This window comes from Bacillus sp. TH50 (assembly GCF_016650565.1).
Taxonomy (GTDB): Bacteria; Bacillota; Bacilli; order Bacillales; family Bacillaceae_G; genus Bacillus_A; species Bacillus_A mycoides.
The window spans coordinates 257,638-272,024 of the sequence record NZ_JAEKFM010000003.1 but is presented as its reverse complement, the minus strand read 5'-3'; the positions used below and the strand labels follow the sequence as shown (position 1 = coordinate 272,024).

The 14,387-nt window shown below is 32.8% G+C and carries 12 protein-coding genes and 1 riboswitch; of the genes, 10 read left to right on the top strand and 2 right to left on the bottom strand.

Annotation, left to right across the window (positions count from 1 at the left end; genetic code table 11):
- The first annotated feature begins 39 nt into the window (after positions 1–39).
- The gene (locus JFU23_RS01370) at positions 40–939 is read left to right on the top strand and encodes a LysR substrate-binding domain-containing protein (protein WP_201031154.1); all 900 of its coding nucleotides are present in this window, start codon (positions 40–42) and stop codon (positions 937–939) included.
- Between the two features lie 77 nt (positions 940–1,016).
- Here JFU23_RS01370 and JFU23_RS01365 read toward each other — a convergent pair whose 3' ends face one another.
- A complete protein-coding gene (locus JFU23_RS01365; protein ID WP_085311454.1) occupies positions 1,017–2,006 on the bottom strand; it encodes an aldo/keto reductase family protein in 990 nt (329 codons plus the stop codon).
- A gap of 511 nt (positions 2,007–2,517) precedes the next feature.
- Here JFU23_RS01365 and abc-f point away from each other — a divergent pair.
- From abc-f to JFU23_RS01340, 5 genes are all read left to right on the top strand, one after another.
- Positions 2,518–4,146 carry a ribosomal protection-like ABC-F family protein gene (abc-f, locus tag JFU23_RS01360; RefSeq protein ID WP_201031153.1) on the top strand — a complete coding sequence of 543 codons (1,629 nt, stop codon included), beginning with the start codon at positions 2,518–2,520 and terminating at the stop codon, positions 4,144–4,146.
- 20 nt (positions 4,147–4,166) lie between these two features.
- On the top strand, positions 4,167–4,760 hold the full coding sequence (locus tag JFU23_RS01355) for a GNAT family N-acetyltransferase (protein ID WP_201031152.1): 594 nt from the start codon (positions 4,167–4,169) through the stop codon (positions 4,758–4,760).
- 468 nt (positions 4,761–5,228) lie between these two features.
- Positions 5,229–5,999, top strand: coding sequence for an ABC transporter ATP-binding protein (locus JFU23_RS01350; protein ID WP_098776132.1), 771 nt, complete (start codon positions 5,229–5,231; stop codon positions 5,997–5,999).
- Positions 5,974–7,905 (top strand): ABC transporter permease, encoded by a 1,932-nt coding sequence (locus JFU23_RS01345; RefSeq protein WP_201031151.1) that lies wholly within the window; start codon positions 5,974–5,976, stop codon positions 7,903–7,905. The genes JFU23_RS01350 and JFU23_RS01345 overlap by 26 nt, the downstream gene beginning before the upstream one ends.
- Positions 7,906–7,974: 69 nt before the next feature.
- Complete coding sequence (locus JFU23_RS01340) at positions 7,975–8,643, top strand: lipoprotein BA_5634 family protein (protein ID WP_242483504.1); 669 nt, start codon at positions 7,975–7,977, stop codon at positions 8,641–8,643.
- A 76-nt stretch (positions 8,644–8,719) separates the two neighbouring features.
- Here the strand turns inward: JFU23_RS01340 and JFU23_RS01335 are convergent, their stop codons facing one another.
- Entirely contained in the window at positions 8,720–9,061 is a 342-nt protein-coding gene (locus tag JFU23_RS01335) for a DUF3914 domain-containing protein (protein WP_088291878.1), read from the bottom strand.
- Between the two features lie 278 nt (positions 9,062–9,339).
- On the opposite strand from JFU23_RS01335, the gene JFU23_RS01330 reads away from it, so the two are divergent.
- From JFU23_RS01330 to ddlB, 4 genes are all read left to right on the top strand, one after another.
- Positions 9,340–10,581: an esterase/lipase family protein gene (locus JFU23_RS01330; RefSeq protein ID WP_085311448.1), complete on the top strand. Its 1,242-nt coding sequence runs from the start codon at positions 9,340–9,342 to the stop codon at positions 10,579–10,581.
- Between the two features lie 86 nt (positions 10,582–10,667).
- The gene (locus JFU23_RS01325; protein WP_201031149.1) at positions 10,668–11,693 is read left to right on the top strand and encodes a homoserine dehydrogenase; all 1,026 of its coding nucleotides are present in this window, start codon (positions 10,668–10,670) and stop codon (positions 11,691–11,693) included.
- Between the two features lie 96 nt (positions 11,694–11,789).
- The gene (pdxR, locus tag JFU23_RS01320; RefSeq protein WP_002032478.1) at positions 11,790–13,238 is read left to right on the top strand and encodes a MocR-like pyridoxine biosynthesis transcription factor PdxR; all 1,449 of its coding nucleotides are present in this window, start codon (positions 11,790–11,792) and stop codon (positions 13,236–13,238) included.
- Between the two features lie 4 nt (positions 13,239–13,242).
- The gene (gene ddlB / locus JFU23_RS01315) at positions 13,243–14,157 is read left to right on the top strand and encodes a D-alanine--D-alanine ligase (RefSeq protein ID WP_002013134.1); all 915 of its coding nucleotides are present in this window, start codon (positions 13,243–13,245) and stop codon (positions 14,155–14,157) included.
- A gap of 73 nt (positions 14,158–14,230) precedes the next feature.
- Positions 14,231–14,335: riboswitch (TPP riboswitch) on the top strand.
- Positions 14,336–14,387 lie beyond the last annotated feature (52 nt).

Genomic DNA, 14,387 nt, shown 5'->3' with positions numbered 1-14,387 from the left:
TAGAAACTTTATTAGTTGTAACTGATAAGGGGGATTGAAATGGATATTCGGAAAATGAGATATTTCATAATGGTGGCAGAAGAATTAAACTTTAGTCGTGCAGCAGAACGCCTTATGATGGCACAACCTCCTTTAAGCCAAGAAATTCGTAAATTAGAAGAAGAATTAGGAGTTCAACTTTTTCATCGAACAAAAAGAATGGTTGAACTTACGGATGCTGGAAAAATATTTTTAGAAGGTGCGCGGCAAACATTGCTTCAAGTAGATAGAACTATTAAAGAAACACAGCTTGCGGATGAAGGGAAGATAGGACATTTAATAATCGGTTTTGTCGATTCTACAGAAACCGTAATAGACATATTAAAAAAATTTCGAGAACGTTTTCCTAGAATACAGCTTATATTACGCGAGATGACAACAGACCAGCAAATAAAAGCGCTATATGAAAAACAAATTCATATTGGATTTATTCGTTCCAAGCAAAATAATGAAATATTAGTTTCCGAAGTTTGTTCTGAGGAATGTTTAAAATTAGTTTTGCATGAAGAGCATCCTTTAGTTTCATTACGTAACATTTCAATCAAATCATTAGTTGATGAACCATTTATTTTATTTCCTCGTCATTTCGGTACTAACTTTTATGATTTAATTATTAGTTACTTTTGGGAACATGGAGTAAGTTTAAATATTGTTCAAGAGGCGATCCAAATGCAAACGATTGTGAATTTAGTTGCAGCAGGAATGGGGATTTCTGTCGTTCCATCATCGGTGGAAAGCTATAAAAAATCGGGAGTCATATATAAAGCAATACAAGAAAATACCCCGAAAATAAATTTATATGCTGGATGGAGACAAGATGAAAAGTCTGTTGTGTTAGAGAACTTTTTAACAGTTGTTAGAGAGGTTTATATGACTTCACAATTTGAATTTGAAAGGTAAAGGCCCATCTTGATGGGATGGGCAGTGGGAAAGTTGGATAGGAAAACTTCTATTTTTATTTTAAAGTCACTGAAGATTCAACCTGTTTTACTCGGATCGTACTCAGCGAAACCTTTTAGTATATTATCAATCTGATCCATAATTTCAGGTTGCAATTTAACACTAGAAGCAATTACGTTTTCTCTTATTTGCTCCGGATTTGAAGCGCCAATAATTGCAGAGGAAACAGCTGGATTTTGTAGTACCCAAGCAACTGCGAGTTGAGATAGGGTAAGATTAGTTTCTTGTGCGATGGGATTGAGTTTCTGAATGGCAGTAAGTACATCATCACTCATCCAACGTTGCACGAGTTTGTGGAAAAATGGTTTGCCAGCATCTGAATTAGCACGTGATTGAGTCGGTATTGGTTTACCTGGTTGATATTTTCCAGTGAGAATGCCTTGTGCGAGGGGGGACCATACAACTTGACCAAGTCCCTCACGTTGGCATGTTGGTATTACATCAGTTTCAATAACTCGCCACAACATCGAATATTGAGGTTGGCTAGCGATAAGTGGAATGTTCAATTCTCGTGCAAGTGCTGCACCGCGGGTAATTTGTTCTGATGTCCATTCACTTACGCCTAAGTAAAGGACTTTACCTTGTCTTACAAGATCAGCAAAAGCTAACATCGTTTCCTCAAGGGGAGTTGTTGAGTCAAATCTATGTGCATAATAGACATCAATGTAGTCTGTCTGCAACCGCTGTAACGATGCATTGCAATTTTCTATAATATGTTTTCTCGATAATCCACGATCATTTTTTCCAGGTCCGGTCGGATGGCATACTTTTGTACATAGTTCTATGCTTTCTCGTCGTATACCTTTCAAAGACCGGCCAAGTACTTCCTCGGCTATCGTGTCCGAATAAACATCAGCAGTATCGAACGTTGTAATTCCAACATCCAGTGCGGCTTTCACACAATCATTTGCAATATCTTCATTTACTTTCCCGCCATGGTTTATCCAGTTCCCATATGCAATCTTACTTACTGTTAATCCACTGTTTCCTAGTTTGCTAAATTCCATTGTAGAATCCCTCCTTAAAAATGATAACTTTATTATAAGAACTGAAATGTAATATGTATAATATATAATTAATCATAAATTTATATAAAAATTATATAAGAGGGAGTACTTAGAAGTTTACTACTAAGGAAATCTAAAGCCAGTAGTATTACAGATGTTGTTTGTATTTGATCGATATGAAGTGAAGATAAATAGAACTAAAAGAAAGCAATCATTTTCACAGCACGTATAATCGCATTTACTCATACAGTACTACTATGGTACAATATGGTTACTAACGACGGAAAGGAATGATGGGTGGACGATGATTAACTAATCTTATTTTTAAATGTTGAAATTCAATAAATTTCAATTTATAAAAAATAGGATTAGTCTGCCCAATTTCCTTACAACGGTATTGCTATTTATTATGCGTAATAGCTTATTTGGGTATAAATATGTTAACGACTAATCCTGCCAAATTAATTTGGGAGGATTTTTTTGTTCTCCCTTAATGAAAGGGATCGGTAATATGAAAGAAATTTTAAAATTAAATGATGTTTATGTTGAAATAAAGGAAAATACTTTGTTAGAGAAAATGAATGTTACAGTAAAACAAGGGGATGTTATCGGATTAATTGGTAAAAACGGTGCCGGTAAATCAACGTTACTTCAATTAATAAATGGGAAGATTGAGCCATCAAAAGGGATTGTTGAATGGCAGCAAATGAATATGACAACGGCATATGTTGAACAAGAAATAGAATCTTTTATTAGTAATGATATGATTGCAAAAGAAGCAGAACTTCTTGCGAAATGGGGCGTGCCAACGAACGATTTTCTTACATTAAGTGGTGGTGAAAAGCTGAAAGTTCGACTAGCAAAAGGATTTGCCGAAAATCCTAATTTATTAATATTAGACGAACCGACAAATCATTTAGATGAGATGAGTACGGAATTTCTCATTAAGCAAATAAAAAATATGAAGGGTACAGTTATCGTTGTATCGCATGATCGATATTTTTTAGATGTTGTCGCAACGAAAATATGGTCAATTGAGGAAAAGAAACTAATTGACCATATCGGTAATTATACGAGTTATATGAAAGCACGTGAGCATAAAAGAATGACGCAGCAACGTGAATATGAAAAACAACAAAAAAAGATAGAACAAGTAGAAACACATATAAAAGAATTAAGTTCATGGTCACAAAAGGCACACGCACAGTCTACAAAACAAGAAGGAGTTAAAGAGTTTTATCGTGTAAAAGCGAAGCGAATGGATGCGCAAGTGAAGTCAAAACGAAAACGTCTCGAAAAAGAGCTGGAGAAAACGAAAGTAGAACGTGTGAAAGAAGAGTATTCAGTGGAGTTCTCTATTCAAGCGAATAAAAAAGTAGGAAAACGCTTTTTAGAAGTAAAGAAATTAAAAAAAGACTTTCATGGAAAGACATTATTTGAAAACGTTAATTTTACAATCCAACACGGTGAGAAGGTTGCGATTGTTGGACCAAACGGTAGCGGGAAAACAACATTACTGAAGATGATTATGGGAACGGAAACTGTACAAGGAGAAGTATGGATTTCACCATCTGCAAACATCGGTTATTTAACACAAGAAGTATTTGATTTACCACTGGATAAAACACCAGAAGATTTATTTTTTAAAGAGACATTTGAAGAAAGAGGAAAAGTCCAAAATTTAATGAAACATTTAGGATTCCAAGCTTCTCAATGGAAAGAGCCGATTGAGCATATGAGTATGGGGGAACGAGTAAAATGCAAGTTAATGGCTTATATTTTAGATGAAAAAGATGTACTTATTTTAGATGAACCGACGAATCACCTTGACCTCCCTTCACGTGAACAGCTTGAAAATACATTAGCTGAGTATAATGGAACACTCGTTATAGTTTCTCACGATCGATATTTTCTAGAGAAAACAACTAACACGAAACTCGTGTTTTCAAATAATACGATACAAAAGCAGCTAGAGGAACCTATTAAAACAAGAGATGATATTGAAGAGCTACGTTTAACGTTAGAAACAGAGCGACAAGAAGTATTAGGTAAATTAAGCTTTTTAACTTCTAACGATAAAGAATATAAAGAACTTGATGAACGATTTATAGAACTTACGAAGCAGATTAAGGCGCTTTAATGTAATTAAGGGGGATTAACATGGGAGAAGAGAGTTCGACTAATTTATTTAGAATAGACTGTGGAGATATATACTTGCAAGAGTTTACTATCAAAGATGCGGAGAGTATTTATAAAATATCGAATCAACGGGAAATAGAACAGTTTTTACCAGACTGGAAATCAACGAAAAAACAAAGGGCTCATTGGATTATCAATGATGAAATACCAACAAATAAAGCATTTCTTAATGCAGTGAAAAATACATGTAACATAGATGATCATATATTAAAGCTAGGAATATTTAATAAAGATACAAATGAATTTATTGGATGGTGCTGCACAAGTATTAAAGAAGAACTCCCTTCACCAAATAGAGAAATAATGTATGCTATTTCAAGCGAGTATCAAAACAATGGTTACGCTACGAAAGCGACTAAAGGGTTAATTGATTATTTGTTTAAAAATACAAATGTAGATGTCCTCAACGCAATTGCTTTAATTAACAACGTACCATCAAATAAAGTTATTGAAAAATGTGGATTTACTTATTTGAGCCAACAGACGATAGAAAACCAACTATATAATCATTATTTATTAAGCAAATCAGAGTGGATAAAAAATATTGCTCTTTAAAAGGAGTTATAATGGAATGAAATGATTTTAAAAAAGCTTAGAGCTAAAACTCTGAGCTTTTTTATGTACTATTTACTTTTGGATTATACTTATGAATTATAAGTTATTATTCATCGTTTTGAAGTTCTATAGTTATTCTTTATAATATATTTTATGTTGCTAATAAAGAATACAAGGAATACAGCAACTTTTAATGATGATAATCGTTTCTTAAACCCACTTTTATTTATATATTTAATAGGCTTACAAGGTGTCCTGGCAACCAGAAATAAGTAGTATTGTATTTTATACTACTATATAGATATTATAAGATGAATAATCGTTAATTATAGTTTGAAAACAGGTTTGTTATCAGTTTTTTTAGAAATCTTACAAGCGTGTAAGATAAATGAAAGATGAATCAATATGTGCTATAAGACAATTCATTTACACTATATTGTGAGAAGTGCAAATGAAGGGAGAATATAAATGGAAATTTTACATGCAAAAAGTATTAGTAAAGTATATAAAGGGAAAGTACCTTTTAAAGCATTGGTAGATATTGATTTATCAATTCAAGAAGGTGAATTTATAGGGATTATGGGGCCATCAGGGAGCGGGAAAACAACGTTATTAAATATGGTATCTACTATCGACTCTCCAACATCGGGAGAAATATTAATAAATGGTACAAATCCTTTCCAGTTGACATCAGATAATTTGGCTTTATTCCGTAGGAAACAATTAGGATTTGTTTTTCAATCATTTAATTTACTTAGCACACTTACAGTAAAGGAAAATATCGTATTGCCGATGACATTAGATGGTGTTTCTGTACAAGAAATGAACAAACGAGTTGAAGAAATTGCAGAGAAATTAAATATTACAGATATATTGAGTAAAAGAACTTTTGAAATTTCAGGGGGGCAAGCTCAAAGAACAGCAATTGCTCGTGCAATTGTTCATAAGCCGCAATTATTACTTGCAGATGAACCAACAGGGAATTTAGACTCTAAATCTTCAAATGATGTAATGGAGATGCTAGATACTTTAAATAAAGAAGAAAAAGCTACGATGATGTTAGTTACACATGATCCGTATGCAGCGAGTTTTTGCAGCAGAGTCATATTTATTAAAGATGGTCAACTATATAACGAAATTTATTGTGGTGAAAGCAGGCAAGCATTTTATCAAAAGATTATGGATGTCCTTTCTTTGTTAGGAGGGAAAAGGCATGAATTTTCGTCAGTTCGCATTTAATAATATTTTTCGTAATAAGCGTACATATGCTGCTCATTTTTTAAGTAGTGCATTTTCTATTATGATTTTCTTTACGTATGCTCTTTTATTATTTCATCCTGATTTACAAGGTGAGTTAAAATCGACAAGTGCAACTATAAGTGCATTCGGTACAATGGGATTTAGAATTTCGCAAGGTTTGATTTTTGTATTTTCATTTTTCTTTATTCTATATTCAGTTAGTTCGTTTTTAAAAACACGTAAGAAAGAATTTGGCATTTTAATGATGCAAGGTATGTCAATGAGGCAACTTAAGAAATTATTGTTGATTGAAAATATGTTAATTGGAATTGGATCAATTTGTATTGGAATTATCATTGGTCTCATATTTTCTAAATTAGTTTTATTGATAAGTGCAAGTGTATTAATGATCAATAATGGTTTGCCCTTCTATATACCGATACAAGCGGTACTATTAACAGTCATCACGTTTCTTTTCTTATTTTTAATTGTTTCGCTTGTTACTTTTAAAATGGTAAAAGTAACAGAACTTGTAGAACTCATTCAAGCAGAAGAAAAACCAAAACCTGAACCGAAATCTTCAATTTTATTATCGCTACTTTCTTTAATTAGTATAGGGTGTGGATATATTTCAGTATTTCGATTTATCTCAAATCACAGTTTTATTATGCTTGGAATGGGTGTACTCCTTGTAATTATAGGAACGTACTTTTTATATACACAATGTAGCGTTTATATATTGCATCTTGCGAAAAGGAGTGAATCTTTCTTTTTAAAGAGAACAAATATATTAACATTTTCAGAATTGATTTACCGTATGAAAGATAATGCAACGATGTTTTTTATAGTATCTATTATTTCAGCAGTTGCATTTACAGCAATTGGTACGACAGCTGCTCTCGGTAATAGGGATTTGGTAAGAATGACAAATCCGTATACATTTCTGTATGTAAGTTTTGAAAAAGACAAAGAGGTAGATAAAAATCTCTCTACTATAAAAAAACATCTTGCTGATGCTAATATTCCTTATCGAATGGCTTCGTCTTCAAATAAATATACAGAAAGTAACGTATATGTAATGAAGTTAAGTGAATATAACGAACTTGCGAGAGCACTCGGGTATCAGCAAGAAACGATTGGAAAAGAAGATGAAATTTTACTAATTCCTGGAATCGTATCCCAAAAACAAGAATTTAAAAATGGTGACTATAAAAAGAATGTTGAAGTCATTCAAGGAGATTGGACAAAGACATTTCGTGTGAAAAAAGCTGTAGAAAATTTAGTTTTACCGCATGATACTAGAAGTATTTATATTGCTGTTCAAGATCATGTGTATGATGGAATTCCTTTTTCTCCTGACCAAGATGATATAGATGATCAAAATCGTACTTACGGATTTGTTGTAGATGATTGGATGAAAACGAAAGAGATTTCAAACCAATTAAATAGTATATTTGAAAAAGATGTTAGCAAAGATAATTTCTACTTTCAAGCTTTAACATTAGATTTGTTAAGTGCAAAGCAAACGAATGGATTATTACTTATGGCAAGTGTTTTAGTCGGAATCGTCTTCTTCACATTTGCTGCTAGTTTTATTTATTTTCGATTATATACTGATTTGAACCGCGATCAACAGCAATATAAAATGATTTCGAAAATGGGATTAAGTAAACGAGAGTTAAAAAAAGTTGTAACGAGACAGTTATTATTAATGTTCTTCTTACCGATTGTCGTTGCAGTGATTCATACTGTAGTCGCTTATATGGCATTACAGCAATTAGTCGATTTTTCTATAATTAATAGCTCTATCGTTATTTTAATTTCATTTATATGTATACAAGTATTATATTTCTTTATAACCCGTTGGCGTTACCTCCAAAAGCTTTATAAGGTTATGGAGCAATAGAGTTTATTAGCTTGTAAGACTACATTAAAGTATGTGGAAAAAATGAACTGTATGATGAAAGGAAACGCGATGAAAAGAACTTTAACTATTTTTATGTTAACGATACTACTATTAATAAGTTTTAGTGCATGTTCTAAAAAGGAGAATCCATTTCCTGCAAACGGTTTATTAATCATTGGAAATGAAAATAAAATCTCGCCAATTATTAATCGTTATCAGGAAATTACGAAAGCAAATGAAGTGTTTTCTGTGAAAACAGGTACTTATGGAAACGGACAGGTATTAATTTTAAATGAGTCTACAGCACAAGCATTGATTAAAGCTAAAGTTTTCCGTAAACGAGATAATGGCTCCAATTATATTATAGATACGTTACCGAAATTCCCAAAAGAAGGTTCGCTGTTGTTTACACATGAAGACGAAAAGAATATGAAAAGTATTGAATTAGAAGGAAAAGAGATTCCAGTTTCATACGATAGTGACGCTTGGATAGGTAACACTCGTAAATATCCAACGCAATGGTATGTGATTGTAGCACAAAATAGTGTGTATAAAGAAATAAAGGTAAATGAAACGAAAATGCACCTTCTTCATCTGAAAAAATCTTTAGGAGATGAAAAACCTAAAATGTCGACAGATAATACATTGGTTAATGAAAATGTCAAAGTAACAAGGCTAATTAAAGGTTTGGAAGGAGAAGTATCTTTTCAGTTTGTAACGATTGGAGAAAAATCTTAAAAAAGAGTTCAAGGTTGATAAAAACTTTATCAATCTTGAACTCTTTTTAGTTTATAGACCAATCAAATATTATGCTTTACATTACTTCATCTAATCGAGCCTCACTCGTTTCTTCAATCGCATTTGAATTTTGAACTGAATTATTTTGAGCTTCTTTTTCTTTACGAGACTTTTGTAGCATTTCAAGGATGATCCATAAAGGAACACCTTTATCCTTTAACATCTTCCATAAATCTAATTCGTTAAATTTATGCTCAGGCTGTTTCATTTCTTTTTCAGAGGAACGAATATCGAACTTGATAGGATCATCCGCTTTCTTACCTTCAAGTTTAGTAGAAGAGATAGTATTATGCTCAAGATTAGATGGAGTTATTTTAGTAGGTTGAGATAATGTATGAATGTTTGATTCGATTTGCATGCTTTTTCCTCCTTTTCAAGCAATGAAATAAGTTTTCTTATGAGTATTAAATCCATTTAACATGAGGAAACTATATTCAATTATAAATTCAAATAATCAGATTTGCAAGTTGTATTGTAAAAAGCAAATGTTTACTTGAATTAATATTTATCAACATTTGTATATGTTTTCTATATATACAACGTATATAAAATACTTTACATTATGTTTAAGTTGCAAACTAATTTTGTATTTTTTTTCAAAGATAAATGTAAACGTTTTATTGAGGGGGAGAAAGTATGGGGAAATTATTTTTAAAAGTATGTTTTTTCGCACTAGTAACTGTTTGTTCATTCGCAGCGAAAACAACTTACGCTGAAGAGCGACAAGAAAACAATTATCCTATCATTTTAGTGAATGGATTTGCTGGATGGGGTAGAGAGGAAATGCTAGGGGTAAAATATTGGGGTGGTGTTCATGATATACAGGAAGATTTAAAAAGAAATGGTTATATAGTACATACTGCAGCTGTTGGACCAGTTTCTAGTAACTGGGACCGGGCATGTGAATTATATGCGCAAATTAACGGTGGAATAGTAGATTATGGTGCGGCGCATGCTGAGAAACATGGACATAATCGTTTTGGTAGAACTTATAGTGGTTTTGCACCGGACTGGAGTGAAACAAATAAAGTTCATTTAGTTGGGCATAGCATGGGTGGACAAACGACAAGAACATTAGTGCAGCTATTAAAAGAAGGAAGTTATGAAGAAAAAAATTATGAAAAAAAACATCCGAACACAAATATATCACCACTATTTGAAGGTGGTAAATCGTATGTTCATAGTGTTACAACATTAGCAACTCCTCACAACGGTACAACACTCGCGGACGGAAGTCTCCTGTTGCCGTTCGTTAAAGATTTACTCATTACAGCTGCAAGTTTAGGTGGAAACAATAATTTATCATTATATGATTTTAAATTGGATCAATGGGATATAAAAAAGAATGCTGGAGAGTCCTTTTTCCAATATACTGATCGTATTTTAAATAGTTCAATTTGGGAAAATACAAAAGATATAAGTCAATGGGATTTAAGTACTGATGGGGCAAAAGAGTTAAATAATTGGGTAAAGACGCAATCGGATGTATATTACTTATCTTATAGTGGACATGCATCGCAAGCAGCACCAATAACAGGTTTACATTTACCTCATATAACGATGAATAAAGTGTTAATGGGTAATGCATTTTTCTTAGGTTCCTATGCAAGATATGAAGAGAATCGAACATTAATAGATACTTCTTGGTGGCAAAATGACGGTGTAGTAAATACAAATTCTATGATTGCACCATCTTCTAATGCTGCTGTAAATAATAATGAGTCATTACAGGTTGGAAAATGGAATCATATCGAAACGAAAGCAAATTGGGACCATCTTGATATGGTAGGGCTTAGTGTTTCAGACACGTTAGGTTTTTCTAACATTCAAGAGTTTTATAGAACAATTGTTGGAAAATTATCACGTCTACCGAAATAGGTAATATAAAGCGCTCTCGATGGAATTCGAGGGCGCTTTATATTATATTGAAAGAGGGATTTGGTATAAAAATATGGGGGGATATTATGAAAATTCAAATTGTATTATCAGGATACGGGACAGTAGGAAGAGAGTTTATAAAATTATTAAATGAAAAATATTTATATATAAATGAAACATATGGAATAGATTTAGTGGTAAGTGGCGTATTAGGTAGAAATATTGCAATACATAATGAGGAAGGTTTAACTATTCATCATCTATTATCGTATGGTGGCGGTACTGCTGCAATTGAAAAATATATAGAACATCATCCGAAAGAACGTGTAACAAATAGCATAAGTGGTAATGTATTAGTAGAATCAACAGTTACAAATCTTAAAGATGGAAATCCGGGAAAGAAATATATAAAACAAGCGATTGAGAAACAAATGGATATAGTTGCAATTTCTAAAGGTGCACTCGTTACAAACTGGAGAGAAATAAATGCAGCAGCAAGAATGGGCAATGTACGAATTCGATATAGTGGTGCAACTGCTGCGGCACTACCAACTTTAGATATTGGACAATTTAATTTAGCTGGTTGCAATATTGAGAAAATAGAGGGAATATTAAACGGAACAACAAATTATATTCTTTCGAAAATGTATGGGGAAGATATTACGTTTGAAGAAGCACTGAAAGAAGCACAACATAAAGGAATTGCTGAGACGAACCCAGCGTTAGATGTAAGTGGTTCAGATAGTGCATGTAAATTGTTACTTTTAACAAACAGTTTAATGGGAGTAGAGTATACACTTACAGATATACATATAAAAGGAATCGAGCACGTTACAAAACAACAAATTCGAAATGCTAAGGAACAACATAAAATTATTAAATTAATAGCATCGGCGCATAAAGATGAGGAAGGCAATGTAAATCTAAATGTTGAACCGTGCGAAATAGATAAAGATCATCCGTTAGCAAATATAAATGGCACGGAAAAAGGAATTACGTTCTTTACAGATACAATGGGACAAGTCACTACAATTGGTGGAGCTTCTAATCCACGCGGAGCTGCAGCAGCTGCTTTAAAAGATGTAATCAATTTATATCGAAATGATTTATAGGCTTTATAACCATACCGCTATTAATAAAAAATACATATGTAGTGGACCTTTTGAGAATGAAATAAATATGCAAAAATAATTGCAGGGGGTAAGAAATTGTTTAAAGATTTTAAAGTTGTAAAAGATCGTCCCGTTTATATCCAATTAAAGGATTATTTAAAAAAGATGATTATGAAAGGGCATTTGTTGGGGGACCAAAAAATCCCATCAACAAGGGAACTGAGTGAATTATTATCAGTGAGCAGAAATACAGTACTCTCTGCATATGCGGATTTAGAACAAGAAGGACTCATTTATGCAGTTAAAGGAAAAGGAAATTTCGTTGCGAAGGTGGATATAAGTAACACCTCGTCTGTTGAAATAGATTGGAAAAATAAACTTAATACAGTTACCACATTAGCGGATGAATTAGACTTAATGAAGCATGGAGTTCGCTGGGAAAAAGGAATGATTGTTTTTAATAGTATAGCCCCGGACGAAAAGCTATTTGATGTTGAAAATTTCAAAAGAGCTTTTCTTACTCGTATGTCCATTGAAGGGGATATCGTATTGAACTACGGATATGCAAAAGGTTATAGACCGTTAATAAATTATTTACTTCATTACATGGAAATGAAAGGTGTAGATATTTCGAACAAAGATATTCTAATTACAAATGGATTTACAGAAGGATTAGATATTGTGTTATCTTCTTTATCGAAGAAATCAGGGCGTGTTATTTGTGAGAACCCAACTCACCATGCTGCATTGAAGCTTTTTCGTTTACATGGACTTGAAGTTCATGGAATTAATATGAATGATGATGGTATTGATACGAATGAAGTAGAAAAAAGTTTGCGTGAAAAGGATTTTGATTTCGCGTATTTAATCCCTTCTTATCATAATCCAACTGGTATTGTTACGAGTTCGGAGAAAAGAACGGAATTGATGAGGTTATTTTCAAAATACAAGATCCCTATTATAGAGGATGGGTTTAATGAAGAATTACGTTATTCGGGTTCACATTTATCGCCATTATTAACTTTTGCAGGGGCTGGTAATAATGTGATTTATATTAGTAGCTTTTCAAAGGTACTTTTCCCTGGTTTACGTGTAGGTTGGATCATTGCAGATAAAGAACTGATACATTATTTAGAAAGTGTTAAAAGAGCCAGAACCATTCACACTTCTACGTTAGATCAAGCTGTTCTGTTTCAATATTTACATGAAGGATATTTTGAAAAATATTTAAAAAAAGCAAGATCTGTTTATAAGAAAAAATATGAGTTAGCTGTTGGGGCGTGTAATCAGTACATTCCGTTTAAAAGAATGACTGGAGACGGTGGACTTCATTTGTTTATAGAGTTGGAAGAAAAAATTCAAGCCCGCACACTTTTACAAAAGTGTTATGAGAAAGGAGTTACTTTTTCTCCTGGAGATGTTTTTTACTCTGATGGAGGAGGAGCGAACACATTCCGATTAGGATTTTCACGTTTGAAAGAACAGGAAATTGTTAGCGGGATTCAAATAATTGGTGAAACTTTAAAAAATGAAACTTGGAGTTGAGAAAATGAGAATTGGCGTTATTATGGGAGGAGTATCCTCTGAAAAACAAGTATCAATTATGACTGGGAATGAAATGATTGCACATTTAGATAAGAGTAAATATGAAATCGTTCCAATTACGTTAAATGAAAAAATGGATTTAATTGAAAAAGCGAAAGACATTGATTTTGCATTGCTAGCATTACACGGAAAGTACGGAGAAGATGGTACAGTTCAAGGGACGCTAGAGAGTTTAGGTATTCCTTATAGCGGTAGCAATATGTTATCTAGCGGTATATGTATGGACAAAAATATTTCGAAAAAGATTTTGCGTTATGAAGGAGTAGAGACACCAGATTGGATTGAACTTACAAAAATGGAGGATCTAAAGCTTGAGGAGTTAGATAAATTAGGATTTCCGTTAGTGGTAAAACCAAACTCTGGCGGCTCAAGTGTTGGAGTTAAGATTGTCTATGATAAAAATGAATTAATCTCTATGCTGGAAACTGTATTCGAATGGGATTCTGAAGTAGTAATTGAGAAGTATATAAAAGGTGACGAGATTACATGTTCAATTTTTGATGGGCAACAGTTACCTATCATTTCGATTCGACATGCTGCTGTGTTCTTTGACTACAATGCAAAATATGATGATACTAGTACAGTTGAAGAAGTTATCGAACTTCCAGCTGAAATAAAGGAACGTGTAAATAAAGCATCACTGGCTTGTTATAAAGCATTAAAATGTAGTGTTTATGCAAGGGTTGATATGATGGTGAAGGAAGGAATTCCATATGTAATGGAAGTTAATACATTACCAGGGATGACACAATCAAGTTTACTGCCAAAAAGTGCGGAAGCAGCGGGAATTAATTATAGCAAACTATTAGATATGATAATTGAAACTTCATTAAAAGTAAGGAAAGAAGAAGGTTTTTAAGGTAGTTATATAATTAATTCTTTTGACAGTTCCACGAATTATGCTATGATAATTACAATACGACAACTAAATATTTATCCACTAGGGGGCCTTTTATAGGCTGAGATCAGATGAAATTTTGAGACTCTTAGTACCTGATCTGGTTAATGCCAGCGTAGGGAAGTGGGAAAGACGTTGCTATTTAACGAATAAATACTGTCAATTTCACTTTCTTTACGTCTGTAAAGAAA